Annotated in this window: 14 protein-coding genes, 15 tRNA genes, 2 rRNA genes and 3 pseudogenes; 29 read left to right on the top strand and 5 right to left on the bottom strand. The window is 36.8% G+C overall.

The annotated features are described in order from the left end of the window. From FCJ93_RS21240 to FCJ93_RS21125, 24 genes and pseudogenes are all read left to right on the top strand, one after another. Positions 1-118: ribosomal RNA gene (locus FCJ93_RS21240) — 23S ribosomal RNA — on the top strand; the annotation flags it as partial. 195 nt (positions 119-313) lie between these two features. Beyond that, positions 314-430, top strand: a 5S ribosomal RNA gene (rrf, locus tag FCJ93_RS21235). Positions 431-597: 167 nt separating this feature from the next. Further along, a tRNA-Asn gene (locus FCJ93_RS21230) sits at positions 598-672 on the top strand. Positions 673-675: 3 nt separating this feature from the next. After that, positions 676-768 (top strand) — tRNA-Ser (locus FCJ93_RS21225). A gap of 11 nt (positions 769-779) precedes the next feature. After that, positions 780-851 (top strand) — tRNA-Glu (locus tag FCJ93_RS21220). A gap of 29 nt (positions 852-880) precedes the next feature. Beyond that, positions 881-956 (top strand) — tRNA-Val (locus tag FCJ93_RS21215). Positions 957-1,176: 220 nt separating this feature from the next. Then, positions 1,177-1,250, top strand: a tRNA-Met gene (locus FCJ93_RS21210). 69 nt (positions 1,251-1,319) lie between these two features. Next, a tRNA-Asp gene (locus tag FCJ93_RS21205) sits at positions 1,320-1,396 on the top strand. A 17-nt stretch (positions 1,397-1,413) separates the two neighbouring features. Beyond that, a tRNA-Phe gene (locus tag FCJ93_RS21200) sits at positions 1,414-1,489 on the top strand. A gap of 60 nt (positions 1,490-1,549) precedes the next feature. Beyond that, positions 1,550-1,633: transfer RNA gene (locus FCJ93_RS21195), tRNA-Tyr, on the top strand. A 112-nt stretch (positions 1,634-1,745) separates the two neighbouring features. Continuing rightward, positions 1,746-1,819: transfer RNA gene (locus tag FCJ93_RS21190), tRNA-Trp, on the top strand. Between the two features lie 11 nt (positions 1,820-1,830). Beyond that, positions 1,831-1,906: transfer RNA gene (locus tag FCJ93_RS21185), tRNA-His, on the top strand. A gap of 34 nt (positions 1,907-1,940) precedes the next feature. Next, positions 1,941-2,015, top strand: a tRNA-Gln gene (locus FCJ93_RS21180). A 3-nt stretch (positions 2,016-2,018) separates the two neighbouring features. Then, positions 2,019-2,093 (top strand) — tRNA-Gly (locus tag FCJ93_RS21175). 9 nt (positions 2,094-2,102) lie between these two features. Beyond that, positions 2,103-2,177 (top strand) — tRNA-Cys (locus tag FCJ93_RS21170). Between the two features lie 33 nt (positions 2,178-2,210). Continuing rightward, positions 2,211-2,299: transfer RNA gene (locus tag FCJ93_RS21165), tRNA-Leu, on the top strand. Positions 2,300-2,469: 170 nt separating this feature from the next. After that, positions 2,470-2,640, top strand: a pseudogene (locus FCJ93_RS21160) (GNAT family N-acetyltransferase); the annotation flags it as partial. A gap of 19 nt (positions 2,641-2,659) precedes the next feature. After that, a complete protein-coding gene (locus FCJ93_RS21155; protein ID WP_137744653.1) occupies positions 2,660-3,217 on the top strand; it encodes a GNAT family N-acetyltransferase in 558 nt (185 codons plus the stop codon). A gap of 423 nt (positions 3,218-3,640) precedes the next feature. Next, on the top strand, positions 3,641-5,197 hold the full coding sequence (locus FCJ93_RS21150; RefSeq protein ID WP_137744652.1) for a spore germination protein: 1,557 nt from the start codon (positions 3,641-3,643) through the stop codon (positions 5,195-5,197). Between the two features lie 16 nt (positions 5,198-5,213). Continuing rightward, positions 5,214-6,329, top strand: coding sequence for a GerAB/ArcD/ProY family transporter (locus tag FCJ93_RS21145; protein ID WP_137744651.1), 1,116 nt, complete (start codon positions 5,214-5,216; stop codon positions 6,327-6,329). Then, positions 6,326-7,483 carry a Ger(x)C family spore germination protein gene (locus FCJ93_RS21140; RefSeq protein WP_095309168.1) on the top strand — a complete coding sequence of 386 codons (1,158 nt, stop codon included), beginning with the start codon at positions 6,326-6,328 and terminating at the stop codon, positions 7,481-7,483. The genes FCJ93_RS21145 and FCJ93_RS21140 overlap by 4 nt, the downstream gene beginning before the upstream one ends. 25 nt (positions 7,484-7,508) lie before the next feature. After that, positions 7,509-7,742, top strand: a complete 234-nt coding sequence (locus FCJ93_RS21135) for a hypothetical protein (RefSeq protein ID WP_095309170.1) — start codon at positions 7,509-7,511, stop codon at positions 7,740-7,742. 380 nt (positions 7,743-8,122) lie between these two features. After that, a tRNA-Leu gene (locus tag FCJ93_RS21130) sits at positions 8,123-8,204 on the top strand. A gap of 145 nt (positions 8,205-8,349) precedes the next feature. After that, a complete protein-coding gene (locus FCJ93_RS21125) occupies positions 8,350-8,508 on the top strand; it encodes a hypothetical protein (protein ID WP_211344143.1) in 159 nt (52 codons plus the stop codon). Positions 8,509-8,567: 59 nt separating this feature from the next. Here the strand turns inward: FCJ93_RS21125 and FCJ93_RS21120 are convergent. After that, positions 8,568-9,688, bottom strand: a protein-coding gene (locus FCJ93_RS21120) for an IS3 family transposase (protein ID WP_137743760.1) whose coding sequence is annotated in 2 segments (ribosomal slippage) — positions 8,568-9,439 and positions 9,439-9,688 — 1,122 coding nt in all. Because the reading frame shifts where the segments join, the coding sequence is not laid out codon by codon here. Positions 9,689-9,710: 22 nt separating this feature from the next. Here FCJ93_RS21120 and FCJ93_RS21115 point away from each other — a divergent pair. The 4 genes and pseudogenes from FCJ93_RS21115 (at position 9,711) to FCJ93_RS21100 (ending at position 17,081) form a co-directional block, all read left to right on the top strand. Continuing rightward, a pseudogene (locus FCJ93_RS21115) lies at positions 9,711-11,081 on the top strand (IS3 family transposase). Between the two features lie 176 nt (positions 11,082-11,257). Next, complete coding sequence (locus FCJ93_RS21110) at positions 11,258-12,985, top strand: site-specific DNA-methyltransferase (protein WP_211344142.1); 1,728 nt, start codon at positions 11,258-11,260, stop codon at positions 12,983-12,985. 3 nt (positions 12,986-12,988) lie between these two features. Next, a complete protein-coding gene (locus tag FCJ93_RS21105; RefSeq protein ID WP_137744650.1) occupies positions 12,989-15,175 on the top strand; it encodes a DEAD/DEAH box helicase in 2,187 nt (728 codons plus the stop codon). Between the two features lie 184 nt (positions 15,176-15,359). After that, positions 15,360-17,081, top strand: coding sequence for an ATP-dependent nuclease (locus FCJ93_RS21100; RefSeq protein ID WP_137744649.1), 1,722 nt, complete (start codon positions 15,360-15,362; stop codon positions 17,079-17,081). A 937-nt stretch (positions 17,082-18,018) separates the two neighbouring features. Here FCJ93_RS21100 and FCJ93_RS21095 read toward each other — a convergent pair. The 4 genes and pseudogenes from FCJ93_RS21095 to FCJ93_RS25715 form a co-directional block, all read right to left on the bottom strand. Continuing rightward, positions 18,019-18,942: a DUF5655 domain-containing protein gene (locus FCJ93_RS21095; RefSeq protein ID WP_137744648.1), complete on the bottom strand. Its 924-nt coding sequence runs from the start codon at positions 18,940-18,942 to the stop codon at positions 18,019-18,021. 459 nt (positions 18,943-19,401) lie between these two features. Beyond that, the gene (locus FCJ93_RS25125; protein WP_170211376.1) at positions 19,402-19,578 is read right to left on the bottom strand and encodes a hypothetical protein; all 177 of its coding nucleotides are present in this window, start codon (positions 19,576-19,578) and stop codon (positions 19,402-19,404) included. 70 nt (positions 19,579-19,648) lie between these two features. Continuing rightward, positions 19,649-20,574, bottom strand: a pseudogene (locus FCJ93_RS25565) (IS3 family transposase); the annotation flags it as partial. 279 nt (positions 20,575-20,853) lie between these two features. Next, positions 20,854-20,982 carry a hypothetical protein gene (locus tag FCJ93_RS25715; RefSeq protein WP_268951615.1) on the bottom strand — a complete coding sequence of 43 codons (129 nt, stop codon included), beginning with the start codon at positions 20,980-20,982 and terminating at the stop codon, positions 20,854-20,856. Positions 20,983-21,613: 631 nt separating this feature from the next. On the opposite strand from FCJ93_RS25715, the gene FCJ93_RS21080 reads away from it, so the two are divergent. After that, the gene (locus FCJ93_RS21080; RefSeq protein ID WP_137744646.1) at positions 21,614-22,117 is read left to right on the top strand and encodes a DNA topology modulation protein; all 504 of its coding nucleotides are present in this window, start codon (positions 21,614-21,616) and stop codon (positions 22,115-22,117) included. Positions 22,118-22,129: the final 12 nt, after the last annotated feature.

Genomic DNA, 22,129 nt, shown 5'->3' with positions numbered 1-22,129 from the left:
GATTTCCCATAGCGCAAGCTAGTAAGAACCCTGAAAGATGATCAGGTTGATAGGTCAGAGGTGGAAGCATGGTGACATGTGGAGCTGACTGATACTAATCGTTCGAGGACTTAACCAAATAAAAGTGGAAAAAATCCGCTTGATAAGATTCTCTGTAATTTCTCTTCTTCATCCATTATCTAGTTTTGAAGGTACAAAGCGATTTTGTAATGCAATGATATCTATCAATCGTATTTTTCAGAGTCAAACTAAATTTTCTCTTGAAAAAATACTGTAAATCGGTATAATAGAATATGTCTTAATAAATAATTGGTCCGGTGATAATGGCGAGAAGGTCACACCCGTTCCCATACCGAACACGGAAGTTAAGCTTCTCAGCGCCGATGGTAGTTAGGGGCTGTCCCCTTGTGAGAGTAGGACGTTGCCGGGCGAATATTCTATATATATTTTTTATTCCGCGGTAGCTCAGTGGTAGAGCAACGAGCAAAGCATCCTGAATGTCCTGCGAGTTGTACTCATCGAGCTGCTACTTGAATCAACTTTCTGAGATGAGGACAATCGGGAAGCAATCAAGCTAGAGGAATGAGTTAATAATTTTCCGCGGTAGCTCAGTGGTAGAGCAATCGGCTGTTAACCGATCGGTCGTAGGTTCGAATCCTACCCGCGGAGCCATTAGGAGAGCTGTCCGAGTGGCCGAAGGAGCACGATTGGAAATCGTGTAGGCGGGCAAAACCTGTCTCAAGGGTTCAAATCCCTTGCTCTCCGCCATTATTATATCTGGCCCCTTGGTCAAGCGGTTAAGACACCGCCCTTTCACGGCGGTAACACGGGTTCGAATCCCGTAGGGGTCATTTAAAGTTGCACTTGTTGCAACAGTTCCGGAGGATTAGCTCAGCTGGGAGAGCACCTGCCTTACAAGCAGGGGGTCGGCGGTTCGATCCCGTCATCCTCCACCATGTTTTTTACGAAGCGTAGCGCAGTAAAATAACACACCTCTAATATTCACAAACGTGGAGATTTTGAGTATATTATTATCGCGGGGTGGAGCAACAAGCGTTACTTCATTGAATAAACTGCGAGTTGTACCGATTGAGTCGCTCCTTGAGTTACTAACTGAAATCGGGACAGTCCTTAAACTATCTAGAAGCATGAGCTAAACTAGATATATACTATTATCGCGGGGTGGAGCAGTCTGGTAGCTCGTCGGGCTCATAACCCGAAGGTCGCAGGTTCAAATCCTGCCTCCGCAATCGACTTTTTCAATTAAGTAAGACTTGAAGAAGTAAAGAAAGATTTTTTTGCTTACGCAAAAAATCATTGGTCCGGTAGTTCAGTTGGTTAGAATGCCTGCCTGTCACGCAGGAGGTCGCGGGTTCGAGTCCCGTCCGGACCGCCACTTACTTTACATATGATGGCTCAGTAGCTCAGTCGGTAGAGCAAAGGACTGAAAATCCTTGTGTCGGCGGTTCGATTCCGTCCTGAGCCACCATTTTTATATCAAAATATGTTATAATTTAATGAACTTTAATGTATAAAATATATATACCTTGGAGGGGTAGCGAAGTGGCTAAACGCGGCGGACTGTAAATCCGCTCCTTCGGGTTCGGCGGTTCGAATCCGTCCCCCTCCACCAACCTTTTCTCAATAGTGAAAATAAGGAACCACTACTTTTTGTAGTAAAAAGAAGCAAAATAGCTATTCATAATTTTCTTCTTAAAGAAACACTCTGAACATATATATAATATAGGGGTATAGTTTAAAGGTAGAACGAAGGTCTCCAAAACCTTTGGTGTGGGTTCGATTCCTACTACCCCTGCCAATTTTATAATGGCGGTCGTGGCGAAGTGGTTAACGCATCGGATTGTGGCTCCGACACTCGTGGGTTCGATTCCCATCGATCGCCCCATTTAAATTTGATTTATTAAACACTGCTTAATCAATGGGCTATAGCCAAGTGGTAAGGCAACGGACTTTGACTCCGTCATTCGTAGGTTCGAATCCTGCTAGCCCAGCCATTTGCGGAAGTAGTTCAGTGGTAGAACACCACCTTGCCAAGGTGGGGGTCGCGGGTTCGAATCCCGTCTTCCGCTCCAATTTAATATGGCGGCATAGCCAAGTGGTAAGGCCAAGGTCTGCAAAACCTTTATTCACCGGTTCGAATCCGGTTGCCGCCTCCATTTTTATAAAATAAAGATGCTAGTTTTGAACTAGCCGGGGTGGCGGAACTGGCAGACGCACAGGACTTAAAATCCTGCGGTAGGTGACTACCGTACCGGTTCGATTCCGGTCCTCGGCACCATTTAATCCCATACATACGATATTTAAAGATTTAATCTCTTGATTAAATCTTTTTTTGATCTAAAAAATGACTATTGAAAAATTCCCATCTTTCTGTTAAATTGTAAGATTATAGATTTTAATTGAGAGAAGTGAATATAGTGGTCATCGGGGATATCTATAAAAATTTTCATGCGCATTCAAGCAAGATGCTTTGTTGAGAATATAGCGTCGCAAAGAGTGATGGAGAAGGCAGGAATGACTTTTGAAGGAATTAATAGAAAAAGCATGTATATAAAAGGGCAATATTGGGATTTAAAGGTATATGCCATTTTAAAGGAAGAGTTTGATTTGTTTTATTAATGGGGAGCTAGGTGATGAAGTGAGTTATCAGGATAATGATTTAATAATTAGACCAATTACAAATGATGATTTAAGTAGGTTGTGGGAATTAATCTATAAAGAGGATTCTCCCGAGTGGAAAAAATGGGATGCTCCGTACTATGAACATAAAAGTATTTCATATGAGGAATTTTTACGTCAGAAGGATGATTATGTCGATAATGAACGGCGTTGGGCGATTGAAGTGAAGGGATTGGTTATCGGAACGGTCGGTTATTATTGGGAGCATAAGCCCTCGCTTTGGCTTGAAATGGGGATTGTGATCTATGATCCGCATTATTGGAATGGAGGCTATGGGAAAAAAGTGATTAAACTTTGGATTAATCATTTATTTCATACTTTGCCATTAGTTCGTGTTGGTTATACAACCTGGTCAGGAAATATGAGAATGATTAAACTTGGCGAAGGTCTTGGCATGAAAGAGGAAGCGAGGCTCAGGAAGGTTCGTTATTATAATGGCAAATATTATGATTCCGTCCGTATGGGACTGCTTCGAGAGGAATGGGAGAATAATCATATTTTTCACGAAGAAGTATGAATAAAACGAACGCTCCCTTATTTGTTTAAGGAGCGTACATAAATTCATCAAGGAAAGTAGTTCATGAAAGCATTCATAAAAAAAGGGCAACTCGATTGTATTGTATGAAATACGCTAATTTGACTACTGAAAAGAATTCTTAGAAAAAATGAAAGCGCTTTCTTTTATAGGTATTTTGTTTATAACTACTTAATCCAAACAAATTAGTTAGCATCATATGCGAGAAACACGTGATTTTACGCAGAAAGAGAGTAGCTCAATATTTATAAGCTTGGTCCGAAAGTAGTTTCAAGTCCAAACGCGTCCTCTTTTACTGGTCCAAGTAAAGAAACAGGCAAGCACAGAAATGGTATATTTTGCTTGGTAAGTGTGATACTACGTATATAGGAATATAATGGTTACCATCGAGAAAGTGGGATTCGGGTGTTTTTTCGAAAAAAGATTAAATTCAATAAGAACATTAATAAAAAACAGCAAGATGATAAACAAATTCCAAAGCCACTATTTTCTAATTTGGAGAAAAACTTGGACATTTTGCGTGAGCTTTATAAAGAATGTTCTGATGTCGTTTTCCGTTCATTTTTAATTGCTGGTCATACAAAGGCTCAGTTAATTTACATAAAAGGTCTCTCCAATGTTGAAGAAATGGATAACAATGTGCTAACTCCGCTTATGAAAAAATCCGAAAAGCGAACTGTTAATCCCAAAACCTTGATTGAACAGACATTGTCTGTTGCAGAGGTAGTGAAGATCTCCTCTTTTGAGGCTTGTATCGAACAGTTATCCGTTGGGAATCCGATATTGTTATTGGAAGGTGATGAACAAGGATTTGCCTTGGGATTGGCAAAGTGGGAGAGACGAGCAATTGAAGAGCCGACAGGTGAATTGGTTGTTAGAGGGCCGCGCGAAGGGTTTACTGAGGCATTGGAGGTCAATACTTCCTTGCTGAGGAGGAAGATTAGAAGTCCCCAATTAAAATTGAAAACGTTAAAATTGGGGCGTTATACGCAGACCGCGATTGCCCTTGCTTATATCGAAGATCTTGCGGATGAAACGTTAATTGAAGAAATCAATCAACGGCTAAAACGAATCGATATCGATGGGATATTGGAATCCGGCTATATTGAAGAATTAATTCAAGACAATCCATACACCCCTTTTCCACAGGTGCTTATTTCGGAACGGCCTGATACTGCCGTTTCGAGTTTGCTTGAGGGACGTGTAGTTATCATTGTTGATGGTACGCCTTTTGTGATGATTGCCCCGACAACATTCTTTTCCTTATTCCAATCAGGAGAAGATTATTATCATCATTTTTTGATATCCACGGCAACTCGCTGGCTCCGTTATTTATTCTGCTTTATTTCTCTACTGTTACCGTCTTTATACGTTGCGGTTATTACATATCATCAGGAGATGGTTCCTACAACCCTTCTGCTTACAATGGTGGACTCTCGTGAGGTTGTTCCATTTCCAGCCTTAGTGGAAGCATTGCTTATGGAGATTACATTTGAGGGATTGCGAGAAGCAGGACTTAGACTTCCAAAACAAGTAGGGGCAGCCGTCAGCATTGTAGGTGCATTGGTTATCGGACAAGCGGCTGTGGACGCCGGCTTAGTTTCAGATCATATGGTTATGGTCGTGGCGATTACTGGTATCGCTTCCTTTACCATTCCACGTTACAATCTTGCCATTCCCATAAGATTGTTGCGTTTTCCAATCATGTTGCTTGCTGGAACGTTTGGATTGGTAGGGGTCATGATAGGGCTTCTTGCAATCATGACACATCTGAGCACATTACGTTCCTTTGGAGTTCCGTACCTTTCACCAGTGGCACCGATGAAAGGAAGAGATATGAAGGATGCACTCATGCGAGCTCCATTATGGAAATTAAATACGCGTCCTCATTTAACGGGAGAATATAATAAACACCGACAAGGCTCCAATCAGAAGCCGCATTCCGATAAAGGCGGCGAGTAATGATGAGGTGAGAGCAGTGATTGAAAAAGGAAAAATATCAGCATTGCAAATGGGATTATTGATGTATCATGCTATTTTGGCAACGGGGATTCTTTTTATTCCGGCTACCGTCTTTAATGTTGCAAAACAGGATATTTGGATCTCTCCTATTTTGGCTTCTCCTCTAGGGTTTTTAAGTGTATATATCGCATACAAGTTAAACAAGTATTATCCCAAAGATACGATTATGCAATACAGCAAACATATTCTTGGAACCTTTTGGGGGAAAATGCTTGGGCTGCTCCTGCTGCTATTGTTAATCACTTCATTGAGTGTGATGTTCTGGCAGTACGGTGAATATGTCGTTAGTGAATTTCTCCCGCACACGCCAAAATCCGTGATTATTGGAATGATGGTGATATTGTGTGCGTTTGCGGTACATGGGGGACTGGAAGTTTTGGGAAGGCTGGCAGGAATGGTCTTTCCAGTTTTTTTCTTGTTGTTTTTAGTCATTATCATTCTTGTCCTACCCGATGTAGAGGTAAAAAGAATGCTTCCTGTGATGGAAAACGGGTTGATGCCTTCACTAAAAGGGGCTTGGGTGTTATGCACGTGGTTCGCTCAATTTGGCATCATCTATTTTTTTCTCCCTTTTTTAACAGACCGTGAAAAGGGGCTGAAGTTTGGAATGCTTTCGGTACTCGTCGTTACGTTAACGTTGGTGGTGACCAATATTATCGTTATTTGGTTATTCGGGAATGTGACCGAGAACTTTAACGCTCCATTCATGAGCGCGTCCAGATATATTAGCCTAGCCGAATTTCTGTCACATCTTGAATCAATCGTAATGGCGATTTGGATTGCGGGGACATTTATTAAGCTCTGCGTGTTCTATTATGTCGTGGTGATCGGAACTGCTGAATGGCTTAACCTTTCAGACTATCGCTCGCTCGTTTTGCCAATGGGCTTTTTAATCGGAGTATTTGCCATGCAGGTATTTCTTAATTCGGCGGAAGCAGCTGAGCATTTTCGAATAGTCTCCCATGAAATAATGGATACTTTAGTGTACGGACTGTTGATCCCTATATTTCTTTTAATAGTAGCGTACATACGCAAAACGATTTTTAAGCATAAAGTGAGGCGGACAAATTGAGACGTGCAATCATGATTGGCGTTATTTTTATGGCTTTTGTGCTGCTTACGGGCTGTTGGGATCGAAGGGAAACCAATGATCTTGCGATTATTACCGGAGTCGCTCTCGATAAAAATAAAGAAGGGCAGATCGAACTTACAGCAGAAATACATTCTCCTGGCGGGAGCGGTAATGGGAGTGGTGGAGGAGAAGACAATAACCAAGGGGGAGTGCAAAGCACAGTTCTCCAAATCGGTAAAGGAAGCTCCATACCAGAAGCGATCGAGAACCTTAATGAAAAGCTTCCCCGGGAAATTCTGTGGAGCCATGCAGAGGCGATCGTGATCAGCAAAGCGTTTGCTGAGAATGGAATAAGCGATGAATTGGATTTTTTTGTCCGCCATCCTGAGCCCCGTTTGAGAAGTTATGTCTTTATTAGTGACGGGAAGGCAAAGGAAATTATGGCCTTACGTCCGTCATTGGAACGAAGTGTTTCCGAAGCGCTGATAAAGTTAGCGGAATCCGAAGTATTAATGAAGGCGACATTATTCGATTTAATGGAAATGCTGAAGGGAGAACAAGGCGCGATCGTTCTTCCGATGATTGATAAATTGTCTCCGGAAGAAGGGCAGCTTCCCTCGGAATCTATTGCATACATTCATCGTTCGGCAGTTTTAAAACAAGGGAAGATGATCGGAGTCATTAATGATCAGATATCAAGAGGAGTGCTCTGGTTTAGAAATGAGATCAATGAATCGATTGTCACTGTCGAACCTGACGAAGCAGACGAGATCATATCGATGAATTTAATTAAAGGAAGAACGGATTTAGTTCCGGAAATAGACGGCCAATCATTAAAAATGACGGTTAAAATTGTAACAATAGATGATGTCATCCAAAACCAAACGAGTTGGGATTTGAAGAGATTAGACAAACTTAAAGCACTGGAAAACGAGTTGGTCCAAAAGATTGAAAAGTGTCTAACAGACACTCTAGACACGGTTCAAAAAGAAATGAAGATTGATATCATCGGTTTTGGGGAAGAATTTCGCCGACACCATCCTAAAAAATGGAAAAAAATAAAAGGAGATTGGGATGAGAAATTTCCGACTGTTCAAGTGGATTTTGACATCGATGCCCGTGTTTTGAGAGCAGGAAAAGGAAGCGAAACTTGAGGCTTTTAAAATAGAGGTGAAGAGGATGAAATGGGTATATATTGTCAGTATAACGATACTCGTTATTTTGATGTTCATTTTCCAATGGCCGAAAATTAAAACAGTCGAAAAAAATGAAAAGATTGCTTTCATAACTTTAACTGTATTAGGTTGGGCAATCGCTATTTTTTATGTGATTTTTCCATCTATGCCTTCGCCGGCAAAAATCGTTGATTTCACTCTAATGCAAATAAGTAATATCTTTCGTACTCTATGGTAAGCTCTGTCGTGTCTCCCATTTGAACACTACAACGACAACATGGCTGATGAGAGAGGATAACCTCGCCCTTGCGATTCAAGATAAGGATGCAGACCTCTCTCTCGAACTTGCCTGCTTCGCAAGAGACAACATATTTAAATGGAACAGCAGCATTCTCCATTAATAAGCGTTAAAGGCAACACTAGCAGGGGTGATAATCAAGCACCGACAGAATCACAAAAAACAGTGAACGCATGTTTGGAAATAAGGTGTGACAATTTTTTGCTCAAAAATATTTGACTTAAATCCGAACATAAATTTAGTTTGACAAACTAATATTATCGTGATATGATATTCTTTGTCTTGAGATAATGTTATTTATCTTTTGACAATCAAAATATGCCGGTGTGGCGGAATTGGCAGACGCGCACGACTCAAAATCGTGTTCCTTCTGGAGTGTCGGTTCGACCCCGACCACCGGTATCATAAGGTCAGTAATGACAAGGCTTCTACTCATTTGAGTGGGAGCTTTTTTGTTGTATACAGACACGATTTTTTACTGACAAGTCGTGTTCCATGAGTCGTATTCCTTGTGGTGTCATACGAACCAGTACAAGGAGGAAGAATAATGGCTAGAAGAAGTAATGTACTTTCCACAGTTGAGCTTGCCAAGGTAACTAAAGAGACTAACTCGTGTGACTATGAAAGCTCAATTAAATTCTTTGAGGAGGATTGCAAGCTCAGAAATTTAAGACCTCATACCTTGAAGTATTACTTAAACGAATGAAAGGTCTATGAGAGATACTTGAAAGAGCAAGACATAGATACTGGTATGTCAACACAAAACTAGACAATTTTTTTAAGGTGTCTTTGCTTATAATCAATTGGGCTTTCATATCCAAGGGTCCCATGAATTCGTATGCTATTAAACCAGTGAACATAGTCTTGTAATTCCCTTGTTAGTTCATCTAAACCATTAAAATGCCTGCCTTTCACAAACTCTGTTTTGATGATTTTGAATGTTGCCTCTGCTACTGCATTATCATACGGGCAGCCCTTCATACTTAAGGATCTTTGAATATTAAATGTCTTTAAAGCATCATCAATCAATTGGTTTTTAAATTCATTTCCACGATCTGTATGAAATAGCTGTATCTTATTTAGATCGACCTTGATAGAAGCTAGCGCACGATATACGAGTAGTGCATCTTTATTTGGTCCTGTACTAAAACCAACAATTTCTCGATTAAAGAGATCGACAAAGACACATACGTATTTCCATTTTTGATTAACTCTTACGTACGTTAAATCGCTTACGATTGCGCTCATCTCTTGTTTCTGGGCGAACTCACGATTCAATTCATTTTTCTGTTCTGATTCATTACAGGTTTTCGTATGTGGTTTAAATTGAGCGGTTGTGTAGGCAGAAACAAGGCCCTGCTCCTGCATGATGCGGCCGATTCTTCGTCTGGAAACGATAAGACCACGCTTTTTTAATTCTACTTTGATTTTTCGTGTTCCATAGTTTTGACGGCTTGCGTGAAAGATATCAACCACATCAGAGACAACGGGATCCTCTGCTCTTCTTTCTTTTGCTTCATAATAATAGACACTTCTAGAGATTTGTAGGACTTTGCATATTGCTGATATCGAGTATTTGTGTTGATTATTCTTGATTACAATTACTTTCGTCCTAGTATCAGCGCGGCTTGCTTTAAAATATCATTTTCCATTTCTAGTTGTTTATTTCTTTTCCGGAGTTCCATCAATTCTTTTTGATCATTTGTTAGATTGTCTTTCTCCTTAAAAGAACCTGAATTTTGGCTCTGACTCACCCACTTATCTAAAGAAGAAGGAGTAAGGTCATATTCACGAATAATCTCTTTTCTCGATTTTCCATTTTGGTACAATTGCACGATCTGTCGTTTGAAATCTTCAGTAAATGTTCGGCGTTCTCTTTTGGCCATGTAGATTCTCCTCAATTATATTATCTGTAGTCTACTTGACCTTAAAAATTCTGTCCAACTAAGTGTAAGCCTATCCACATATTCAGCTAAAGAGATTAAAGCACTACAACAGAATCCAAATGTTCAACGTGTTAGTGAAAAAGCTATTACATATACTGACACCTTTAAAAATAGATTTATGGATGAGTATCTGTCCGGTAAACTTCCGCGTCAAATTTTTATGGAGAACGGCTTCGATATTGAGATTATAGGACAAAGTAGAATAGAACAAGCTGCTTGTAGGTGGAAGAGGACATATGAAAAGAATGGATTAATCGGTCTTACAGATTCAAGGAAAGTAAGTTCGGGCAGACCATTAAAACGAGAGCTTACCCCTTCTGAGGTGATCGAGAGACAGGAAGCAAGAATTAAGCTACTCGAGGGGCAGGTAGAGCTATTAAAAAAGCTAGAAGTGACAGAAAGGAGGCTGCTAAACGCAAGAGAAAATCTAGAACCGAGTAAAGTATATCAGTTGATTTATGAGACCATTGAAAAGAATCGTTTTAAAGGAATGACCTCGTATTTTTGTCAGCTATTAGATGTATCCCGTTCGGGCTATTATAGCTACTTAAAGGCATCCAGCAGCCGAGAAGCAAGAGAACGATTAGACCAAGAGGCAAAAAAGATGATATTAAAGGCATTTAATCATCGAGGATATAAGAAAGGGTCACGTTCTATAAAAATGATACTAGAAAAGGACTATGGTATTATCTATAGTCGTAAAAAGATACAGAGAATCATGAGGAAATATGGCATTGTCTGCCCACATAGAAGACCGAATCCTTATAAAAAGATTGCTAAAGCAACTAAGGAGCACCAGGTCGTTCCGAATAAATTAAACAGAGAGTTCAAGCAAGGCGTTCCAGGAAAAGTATTATTAACGGATATTACTTATTTGCCATATAACGGGAATTGTATGTCTTATTTGTCGACCGTAAAAGATGCCGCCCCTAACGAAATCTTAGCTTATCATGTTTCCGATCGGGTTACTTTAGACATCGCAACTAAGACGATACAGAAATTAATGAACAACAAGAAAGTGACTCTACATCCAGAAGCCTTCATCCATTCCGATCAAGGAAGTCATTACACTAGTCCAAGATATCAAAAGTTATTAAATAAGTATGGTCTTGGATAATCTATGTCTCGTAGAGGAAATTGTTAGGATAATGCTCCTCAAGAGTCATTCTTTGGGCATCTAAAAGATGATGTTGATTATAAATCGGCTAAAACGTTGAAAGAATTGAAGGCAAAAATAAATCATTATATGGTTTACTATAACAATTATCGATATCAGTGGAATCTAAAAAAGATGACCCCTATCCAATATAGGAATCACCTTCTAGTTGCTTAAGCTCTTTTCTATAGTGTCCTTGACATAGGTGCCAGTTTACCTAGCTATTGCTGGTGATGTAGCTCTCTTTTTTTATGTTCTTTAATGAAAACTAAAAAAACACTAATGTTTATAGTAAAATAGTTGGTAGGATTGATAATTTATTATTGAGTAGGAAGCGAGTGTTACAAGAATAAATGAGTACAAATATATCAAAACAAAAAAGAGAAGCTTTACTTGAGAAAATAAATCAACTTAAAACTTTTGTTGAAGAAAATTCAAGTGACGAAAATACTAGACGATTATTGAGCTATTTAGGTGAGATTCAAAAAGACGTTAATGGTAAAAAATTTGGTCTTGTTTTTGAGGAGCATAAAGAGAAAATTGATTTAACCTTAGAAGCGAACACTCCCGTTTTAACAGAAGAAAAAGAGTTGTTTATTCACAATGGCGAAAAAATGAATTTTTTAATTGAGGGAGATAACCTAGCTGCGTTAGAGTTACTCACAAAAACACATAAGGAGAAAATTGACCTTATTTACATAGACCCTCCCTACAATACTGGAAATAAAGACTTTATGTATGATGACGACTATGTAGCTGAAGATGATGAATACAGACACAGCAAATGGTTGTCATTTATGAGTAAAAGATTAGAGTTATGTAAAAGTCTACTATCTCAAGAAGGCTTCATTTTTATCAGTATTGACGACAAAGAGTATTCACAACTCAAAATATTATGTGATGAGATTTTTGACGAGCAAAACTATGAAAAAACAGACTATATTCAAGTTAGGTATGCAGATAAAACACTAAAGTCAGATATGAAATACCATAAACAAGTTGAACAAGTGCTTATGTATAGACGGAGTAGCAAAGCACAACCTTACTTGGAGCCAGAAGATTATTCTTATGATAAGTTTATTTACTCCTTTCAAGAGTTGGAAGAAGGAAGAGAAATCCAACTAGGAGGAAAAAAGGTTGTTGTATTTGATAAAGGTCAATACAAATTGATTAAGCATGAAGAGGGATTTAAAGAAGGACTAAAAGAAGTGTGGGCAACTGGAACAATCTTGAATGGCAATTCCTCTGGAAGATTTTTTAGAGATTACTTATCTGGCAGAAAAGATGAAGATGGATTAGGTGTTGTATATAAGGTATATGGAATTGGTGACGACCAATATGATTATAGGTACTTTACTGGTCCGAAAAGAGCAAATGCAACTAAAGGAAAGTATTTTCAAGGTGTTCCAAATGAAAAATTAGAAGAAGGTTCAACAAAGTTTTCACCTATTCCAAATTTCTATGACATGGCTGGAGACTTTGGAAATATCCGTCATGAGGGTGGAGTTGACTTTAACAGTGGAAAGAAACCAGTAAAGCTAATTAAGAAATTCATTGAATACTTTAGTAAGAAAGACATTACTGTATTAGACTTTTTTGCTGGTTCGGGGACAACTGGACACGCTGTATTACAAAAAAATGAAGAAGATGGTGGAGAGCGTCAATTCATTTTGGTAACAAATAACCAAAATAATATATGTAGAGAAAAAACATACAAAAGATTATGTAATGTAATTGAAGAGCTTGGTAATAAGTCAAGTCTAAAATATTTCAAAGTAGACTTTGTTCCAACAAATGAAAGATTTTTCTATGAATATGCTAATGAGCTTCTTGAGCATATACGAGAATTGGTTGAGCTAGAAAATGCTATAAACTTCAATGAGAATAAAGAAATTAAAATTATCTTATCAGATGAAGAACTGGAAAGGTTCACTCAAGAGATTGACCAATTGGAGTTGTGTAAAGTAGTTTACCTTGGACATGATGTGCTTCCAAACGGTGAACAAGAGGGAATTCTTAGAAAGAAAAAAATCAAAGTAAATGTAATTCCAGATTACTATTACAAGGAGAAAAGGGGATAAAATATGCAACTTGCAACTTTTCAACTTAAAGCAGTAGGGGAAATAATGGAAAGCATAGGAGACTCAAATAAAGAGATTGTTTTTAAAAGTCCTACTGGTTCGGGGAAAACAATCATGCTAACACACTTTATGAGTGAGTATGGTAAAGGACATTTTGGTAATGTCTTTGTTTGGTTAACTCCAGGGAAAGGAGACCTTGAAGAACAAAGTAAAGCCAAAATGGATAAGTATATCCATAACAGCTCAACAAAGCTTATAACTGATATTATGACAGATGGTTTTAAAGAGAATGACGCTTGTTTTTTAAACTGGGAGAAGCTAACCAAGAAAGGGAACAACGCTTTGAAAGAAGGCGAGAAAGCTAACTTTCAAGAGCGAATTAAACAAGCTCATAATGATGGACTTGAATTTATCATAATAGTGGACGAGTCGCACCAAAACGATACAGTAAAAGCAGATGATATAATAACTCTTTTTAACCCTAAAAAGATTATAAGAACTTCAGCAACTCCAAAAAATTATTCTAACGCTACACTTATTGAAGTGAAGGAAGAGGAAGTAATAGCAGAAGGTCTTATTAAAAAAATGTTAGTTATCAATGAGGACTTTGGTCGTTCAGTTGAGGTAGAGAGCCAAGTTGGTTTCCTTCTTGATAAAGCTTTAGATAAACAGAATGAATTAAAGGTGGCTTTTGAAGAAAGAAAATCATCAGTTAATCCTTTAATTATTGTCCAACTCCCAAATAAGAGTGAAGTCATGCAAGATGAAGTTGAGCGTTATTTAGCGACAAAAGATATTACCTATGAAAATGGCTTATTAGCAGTTTGGTTAAGTGATAGAAAACAAAACCTTGAAGATATTGAAAAAATGGACGCTAAGCCAATTGTTATTATTATAAAACAAGCAATTGCTACTGGCTGGGATTGTCCAAGAGCACATATTCTTGTAAAGCTTCGAGAAAACACAAGCGAAACTTTTGAGATACAAACAATTGGACGAATTAGACGTATGCCAGAATTAAAGCATTATGAAAGTGACTTGTTAGATTCTTGTTATTTATTTACCTTTGATGAAAAATTTACAGAAGGTGTAAAGTTACATTTGAGAAAAGGTGCACTAGACGCTGTAAAGCTATACTTGAAAAAAGAACATAGGGAAATAACTCTAACGAGTGAGCAAAAATCTGTAATAGGAATATCTAAGGACGCAACTCAGTCATTAAAAACTTTGTTGCTTTATTATCAGAAGGAATATGGAATTTCTACAAAAACGGTAGAAAACAAGACACGTCTTGAGACTAATGGATATAAATTTTCAGATATGATTATTAAAAATACCTACACTGGAGAAATACATAAATTAACTGTTGAAGAATTTAAAAATCTTGCAAGGGTAGATATGATTGAACCATTAAACACTCACAGACACGGACGTGAGTACCATAATCGTGTTAGTACACTAGGTGTAAAATTGAATTTACCTTACGAACATATGAACACTATTATTCGTCGTTTATTTGATAAAAATGTTCGTTATGAAAATAAGATTTTACGTTTAGACACGAGGGAAGTCTATGCTTTTGTTATTAACAACTTTGATAAACTAAAAGATGATTTTCGGTTGGCTATTTCAAGTCCAACATATCAGACTTCATTCGCTTTACCAGTTACTTCAGAGAAAGAGTTTAGAATACCTCAAGAAGTTTTATTTACTTACGATTCAAAAAACAAAGTGCAAAGAGTATACGAACATAATGTATATAAGGGGTATCTTTCTTCTGCTGAGGTGCGTTCAGATTCAGAAAAATCTTTTGAAAAATATTGTAATGAGTCTGACAAAATTGAATGGTTCTATAAGAATGGTGACAAGGGAAATGAATACTTATCAATTGTTTACCAAGATAACTCTGGAACACCAAGGTCATTCTATCCAGACTATATTGTTTCTAAAGACGGAGAAGTTTGGATTGTAGAAACAAAAGGTGGGTTTACAAGAAGTGGTGACAGTGAAGATATAGATAGATTTTCACCTAAAAAGTTTGAAGTTTTAAAAGCATACTTGAATAAGCATAATTTAAAGGGTGGATTCGTAAGGAAAGACAAAAGTAATAATGAATTGTTTATCTGTATGAATACCTATAATGATGATATTTCAAGTGACGAATGGCAATTGTTAGAAGATGTATTGTAAACTTCATAGGAATATATTTTAAATTTAATTGAGAGTCATTTATTGGCTCTCTTTTTTATAACTTGAATATATGTTGTTAGTAGAAATTACAAGAAATAAGTCATAATTTGGAATAGTAGACAACCAATTAGTAGGATATATATGGTAAAATATAGAGTAATATACTAGGGGGGATTTTTAAAAGATGAGATTAACAAATTTTAGTGTAACGAATTATAAGGTCTTTAAAGACACTTTTAATATTGATTTTTCTAAAGACTCAATTGCAATTCTAACTGGAAGAAATAATACTGGTAAATCAACTATCTTAGAAGCTATTAACTGTTTTTTTCAAAAAGCGTCTAAAGCAAATGCTATTCCTAGTGATTGCTTCTCGGTGGAGAATAAGGAAATTATACTAAAAGCTACATTTGAGTCTACTGACGAAAAAATCACTATCCAAAAGAAATATACTGAGGGTACATCTCCTAAGTTTTATGATGAAACTGGTGATGAAATTAAAGCAAGTCATGAACTGAAAGAAAAACTAGATGAAATTTTAAACAATCAACCCTTTTACATAACTCCAGCTATGTTGCCAGATGATATTAACGGTTTAATACAAAATATATATTCAGAGATACTTAAAAACAATTTAGATAAACTTGAGGGTGATGAAGGCAACGCTGAAGAAAAAGAATTAGCAGAAGAGTATGCTCAACTCAAAAAGTCTTACCCTGAGTTTTTAAGAAAACTTAAAATAAGTACGGATAGACTACTTGAAGAAGTAAGTGGTGATGTTTCTGATAACTTGCGAACTTTGTTTTCTAACGAACATTTATCTTTAAATGTTGTAGGTGGAGAGAGTGGTGGATTTTCCTCATCTGACATATTAAAGTCTACAAGCTCAAGTGTACATATTGATAGTAAAAAGCAATCCGAAATGCCATTGGCGAATCAAGGAACTGGTTTACAGCGAATGAGTTTAATATATCTCATTCAAAACATGATAGAGAAAAAACTAATGGGTGAAAGTGACAATAAGTTATTATTGATAGATGAGCCAGAAGCCTTCTTACACCCAGAAGCTGTAAGAGCACTCAGTCGTTCTCTTTATAAAATTGGTGAAAAAATGCCACTCATGATTTCAACTCATTCACCAATACTTATAGATTTATCTGAGAACCATACGTCTATTCAAGTTTTCCGTGTTGGTGAAAAAGAAGCAATCCAATTATATAGGTCTGAAAGAGAAAAATTTGATGATGATGATATTAGAAATATGAAAATTCTAAACTATGTTGATTCTTATGTGAATGAATTTTTCTTTGCTGACAGAATTATAATTGTTGAAGGGGATACTGAGTATATTGCTTTTAAACACCTAGCTAAAACAAAGAATGAGAATGTGCACATAATTCGAGCTAGAGGTAAAGCTACTATTTGTACCTTGATGAAAATTCTTAATCAGTTTAACTCAAGTTATGATGTTTTACATGATGTGGATAACCATACTAAGCACTCCTCATCAACATTAAAAGCTCAACTAACCAATTGTAAAAACATACTGGAACTAAAAGAAAATGAAAACATAAGAATTTTCTGCTCAGTATCAAACTTTGAAAATGCCATTGGTATTGGAGACGTACCAAACAATAAAAAAACGCAAACAATTTATGAAATATTACATGGAACCTCTGATACAGATGAGTTTGCTAAACCTAGAAGGATTGTACAAAATTTGTTTGAACAAATAATAAATCGTAAAGACAAGAAATCTTTAGATATAGGATTTTGTAGGATAAACAATAAAGAAGATTATGATGATTTCTTTACTGGATTGATAGAACAAAAGATTATAGAAGAAATGGAAGAGAAGAAGAAGAAAAAAGAGGAAGAAAGCAAGGAAGTAGCTTCTCATAAATAAAGCTAGAACTAGCTACCTCAAGGGTGTTGCTCAGAAGCTCTCAGTTGCATTTATCTTTTATGAGCTGGATTACTACTCAGTTAATTGCTCCAGAGCTTCTCACTGAGGAGCTTTTACTGGTGAAGAAAACTGTCTCCTCTAGTACGCTTGCCAGCTCTCCTAAATCATGTTAATATGGAAGCTCAATAACAATCGTATGACATACTCAAGGAGTATGAGCTGACAAACTCAATACTGACAAGGTTTGATACCTTCCATGAGGTAAATTGACGACTCAAAATCGTGTTCCTTCTGGAGTGTCGGTTCGCTCCCGACCACCGGTATCTATTAAATGCAGTAATAACAACGCTTTGCCGTACATGGCATGGCGTTTTTATTTTGCCTACACACACGACTTTCACTGAAAAATAGTGTGCATATAATCGTCTGCGAGTTGAATTAATTTGCAAAGTATGCGAGTTTGATTTATACGAACCGATATCATCGGAAATGGCTGAATATGAAGCTACTATGGTTGAAGATATAGCCCTTGTATGTTCCAACTGTCATCGTATGCTATACCGTAAAAGACATTGGCTATCTATAAACGAACTTAAACAATTATTAACTAACGCAGTAAACACGAGTGAGTTAAGTGAATAAGAATTTAAAGACAAAGACCGTGATGAATATGAGAAATAGTGTAGTAACAATAAAACCGGTGTGTATTTAATAAGGCAGGAGGTAAAACTGGCAACGTAGTTCATGCGGTTGGTTGTTGGCATTTAAACGTGCCTTCACGTATAGGCATTTACACCATACGTTATCCAAAATACTGTTCGGAAAATCTTTACGATTTATGGTGGTAGTTGATGAATTAAGTAAGCTGAATAGTTGGCGGGAGTGTACTGCTTTTATTAAGAAATAATTAAACGGGCTTGCGTTATGCTTGCCCGTGTTAACTAACATCGTATGCCATATTTATTAATCGTTTAGCTCTTTCAATATCTTCACCGTTAGAAATCGTAACCTCTAAATCGCCCGTACCGAAATGACCAATATTGCTAACATCACGAGTAAATCCTGGCTCTAATGTAATACTATCTGGTTTAACTTTTAAATAAAGCAGTACCTTAGCACTTTGGGGGTGTATTTCAACGCAAGCAAAGTTTTTAATACGTTTAAACGCTATGTAATGTTTAAGTATTTTCATTTGAACGTCATCACCTAACGCCATCATATAGGCTTTTACCGTTTCAAATCTATCCGTTAATTCCATGTTAGCCTGCTCTAAATAGTCCGATACAGTTTTTATCCGTGTGTTACGGTTTGAAGGCGTTGTTGTTGGAGTATCATCTTCAATATGTACCGTTTGTGCGGTTGTAGCGTTAACTAAATCTAGTAACAGTAGTCCGTCTGTATAATGCTTATATTGATAAAGTTCAATGTTTCGGTTTATTTGTTGTACGGCGTGCTCATCATACTTAGTAAAACCGCCTGCTATACAAAGTAAGCGAGGGCTGCTCCAGTCAATAGCATCTGAAACGGATTGTCCGTACCTACGCATTACCATTAGTTCAAATTCCGCTTTATGGTCTAGTAACCAATCTAAGTAAAATAAACCTTGATTAATAACATTTTCGTTTAGTGATCGCTTATATTCAATAATAACAGGTGAATTGTTTTCATCAATGCCTAACGTATCGATTCTTCCCGCGTGTCTTTTACCCGTACTATGTTCGGATGCTAGAAAGCGGACACCCAAAAAAGTTTCTAAATGCCGTTCTAGTATATGTTGTAACGATTTTTCAACAGCAACTGATTGCCCTTCTAATTCATCTACTGTTTCACCGTTTAACCTAAATAGCTTTATATCACCCAAAACATTCCCTCCCTTACAGTCGAACTAATTATATCATTTTGTATTAGTAAAATCTTCCTGATAATAGGTAAAAGTAACTGTCACTTTGATAAACGGCGTGTGTCGCATTTATAGCTTATAATACTGTTAGCCGTTAAAAAGTGACAGGCGTTGAAATCAGCGGATTGGTAGCGTGTGTTAAGCCTGTCGGTACGTGTGCACGTTTAGGATTGCCGTACTATTAGCGGGCTATATTATACTGTTGTAGTACATGGTCCACGGCACGTAAAAGTTTTTTAAATCTTTTTTCCATAAAAACGGCATAATCTCTCCATTTTAACGGTATTAAGGTGGGGGATATATTTTTAAAAACTTACCTGCCGTAATAAGGTCCTTTTAACGGTATTTGAATTGAGTTGTTAGTTATTCCGAATTAGCGGGCAGTATTCATGATCGAAGCACCTGTGTTTTTCATATAGTCTAATACATCGTCTTAAATTGAGCAAACCTCGTTGTTCTTTTCTGTTTGCGCATTAACCCTTCCATTCCAAATTTCTCAAATACTTTCACCCATTTCTTAATGGTTGTATCACTTTTTATACCATACTTCTTGACCAACAAACTGTACCCCCATTTTTCTCCACTGTATTTAGCCATAAAAATACACCCCGAAAATTAGATATTACTCTAACTTTGGGGCGCAGACACTAGTGGTTTTGATTTGAAGCTAGTAAAGATTCTGGATCATCAACACTAAACTAGACAGTTTTCTTAGGTGCGTAACTTTGTATTCTACTGGACTTAGATAATCTAAAGTACCATGGATGCGTAGGTGGTTAAACCAGTGCACATAGTCTTTAAACTCTCTATGTAACTCTTCTAAACTATCAAAATGACGTTTCTTTACGAACTCTGTTTTAATGATTTTGAATGTTGCTTCTGCTACTGCGTTATCATAAGGACAGCCTTTCAAACTTAGAGAACGCTTAATGTTAAACGTTTCTAGTGCCTCATCGATGATCTGATTCTTAAACTCGCATCCTCTGTCAGTATGGAACATTTGAAACGTATGCAAATTACCTTTAATGGACGATAGAGCACGATAAACTAGTAAAGCATCTTTGTGCTCACCTGTGCTAAATCCAACGATTTCCCGATTATAGAGATCAACAAATACATATGTAATTCCATTTTTTATGGACTCTTACGTAAGTTAGGTACTGACAACTTCAACTTATCCTCTTGTGTAAATTCACGATTTAACTCATTTTGCTTGTTCACCTTCATTTGGTTTATTCTTATGCGGTTTGAATTGAGCTACTGTATAAGCTGAAACAAGCTCTTGTTCGCTCATAATTTTGCCGATACGACGACGTGAAACCCGTTTCCCTCGTTTCTTTAGCTCATGCTTAATCTTTCTCGTACCATAATTTTGTCGGCTTTGATGAAAAATTTCTATGATGTCTAAGGTTATATCGTCCTCATTCTTTCGTTCCTTTGCTTCATAATAATACGTACTTCTAGGGAGTTGTAGGACCTTGCACATGGCTGATATCGAGTATTTGTGCTGGTTGTTCTTAATCACATTTACTTTCGTCCTAGTATCAGCGCGGCTTGCTTTAAAATATCATTCTCCATTTCTAATTGCTTATTACTAGTTTAGTATTGACAATCCAAGCCACATAAAATCGGATTAAAATTGGTAAAAGCAATACTATACCATTCTTATTAAATTCTAATGATAATCATTAATGGTGATAGCCATTGTTATAAAGAATCCTTGAAACAAGATTAATTTTTTGCGTTGGCATGTATGTTTTACTTGTGTTTTATGCTTGCTAATAAAAAATCCTATTAAAAAAACAAGGCGAAGCTGCAAGATTTTTAATGAGATCCTCGCCTTATTCACCATTAATTTTAATTTCATAAGCATTAGTACTGAATCCAACATAGCGCATCCCTGCATAAATTAGGTTTCTCTTGACCATCGGCAGAGGCAGGGGCAGTGATTGTTACTGTAATGATTGCCACTAAGCCAAGGCGGATAATCCATTTTTTCATCATAACACCTCCTTCTTGTATAAATCTGTAAATAGATTAACAAGAAAATCGAAGTTAATAAATAGAATTTTATTTATAATCAGAAAATTGGTAATTTATTACTATACTCAAACACAATATATTATATATGGTAGGTAAAATGTAATCTCATGACTCTCTATGCAAAGGAAGCTTTTCAGATATAAGAGATGAAGGAAAAACTAATTTCAAAGGATGTAGTGCTGAAAACTAATGCTTACTTTCAAGGCTTAAAATATAGATTTTTAATAAACTTAAAAAAATGTTAACATTTTTGCGATTTATGTCGAATATTTTGTAAAGAATTTGCTGAAAAATATAAGAGTTCAATGGACTGTCTAATTAAAGGAACGAATGAGATAACAGTGTTTATAGGATAGGGTAGACACTTGAAGGGGTGTGCAGTGCTATTGCCTAGTGCCTAGTGCCTAGTGCCAAAAATATGGATACCATTTTAAATGGACAAAATCTTTTGACAGGCGCCATAATTAATAGCTATTTGCCAAATAGGTGCAGTGCTGAGGGATATTCTAGGAGAAGAAACTTTTACATATTTTAGAAGGTTAAGTTATTATTAAATAAACGATATAGAATTGTTTATTAAGGGGTTCTTATGAAAAAGGTTGTACTTATTGGTTCAGGTGGCTCAGGGAAATCTACACTAGCAAGACAATTAAGTGAGAAGCTAAAAATAAATGTTTATCATCTTGACGTTTTATTTTGGAAGCCAAATTGGGTAGCCGTTCCTAAAGAGGAACAAAGAAAAGTTCAAAATGATTTAGTGAAAAAAGAAGAATGGATTATTGATGGAAACTACGGGGGAACAATGGAGATAAGGCTAAATGCTGCAGATACAATAATTTTCCTTGATTTTCATAGAACAATTTGTGTCTATCGTGCATTTAAAAGAATGTTGAGGTACCGAAATAAAACAAGACCCGATATGGGAGAAGGCTGCAAAGAAAGATTTGATTTAGATTTTTTAATGTGGATATGGAATTATCCAAAAACAAAAAGGCCAGGAATTTTGAAAAGGCTCAAACAGTTGTCTAAAGATAAACAAGTAATTATATTAAAAACACCAAAGGAAGTGCAACGGTTTTTAGAAAAACTTTAAGTCCTTATTCTC

The sequence above is a fragment of the Robertmurraya siralis genome, from assembly GCF_005502275.1.
GTDB lineage: Bacteria > Bacillota > Bacilli > Bacillales > Cytobacillaceae > Robertmurraya > Robertmurraya siralis.
Note: the sequence above shows the minus strand (reverse complement) of the source record. Positions and strands in the feature narration are given on the sequence as shown.

What these genes read in the sequence shown, in the direction of transcription:
- FCJ93_RS21110 (WP_211344142.1), top strand. Translation starts at nt 11,258, where the DNA reads ATGAGTACAAATATATCAAAACAAAAAAGAGAAGCTTTACTTGAGAAA.
- FCJ93_RS21100 (WP_137744649.1), top strand. Translation starts at nt 15,360, where the DNA reads ATGAGATTAACAAATTTTAGTGTAACGAATTATAAGGTCTTTAAAGAC.
- FCJ93_RS25125 (WP_170211376.1), bottom strand. Translation starts at nt 19,578, where the DNA reads ATGGCTAAATACAGTGGAGAAAAATGGGGGTACAGTTTGTTGGTCAAG.
- FCJ93_RS25715 (WP_268951615.1), bottom strand. Translation starts at nt 20,982, where the DNA reads ATGAAAAAATGGATTATCCGCCTTGGCTTAGTGGCAATCATTACAGTA.
- FCJ93_RS21125 (WP_211344143.1), top strand. Translation starts at nt 8,350, where the DNA reads ATGGCTAGAAGAAGTAATGTACTTTCCACAGTTGAGCTTGCCAAGGTA.
- FCJ93_RS21080 (WP_137744646.1), top strand. Translation starts at nt 21,614, where the DNA reads ATGAAAAAGGTTGTACTTATTGGTTCAGGTGGCTCAGGGAAATCTACA.
- FCJ93_RS21105 (WP_137744650.1), top strand. Translation starts at nt 12,989, where the DNA reads ATGCAACTTGCAACTTTTCAACTTAAAGCAGTAGGGGAAATAATGGAA.
- FCJ93_RS21135 (WP_095309170.1), top strand. Translation starts at nt 7,509, where the DNA reads ATGAAATGGGTATATATTGTCAGTATAACGATACTCGTTATTTTGATG.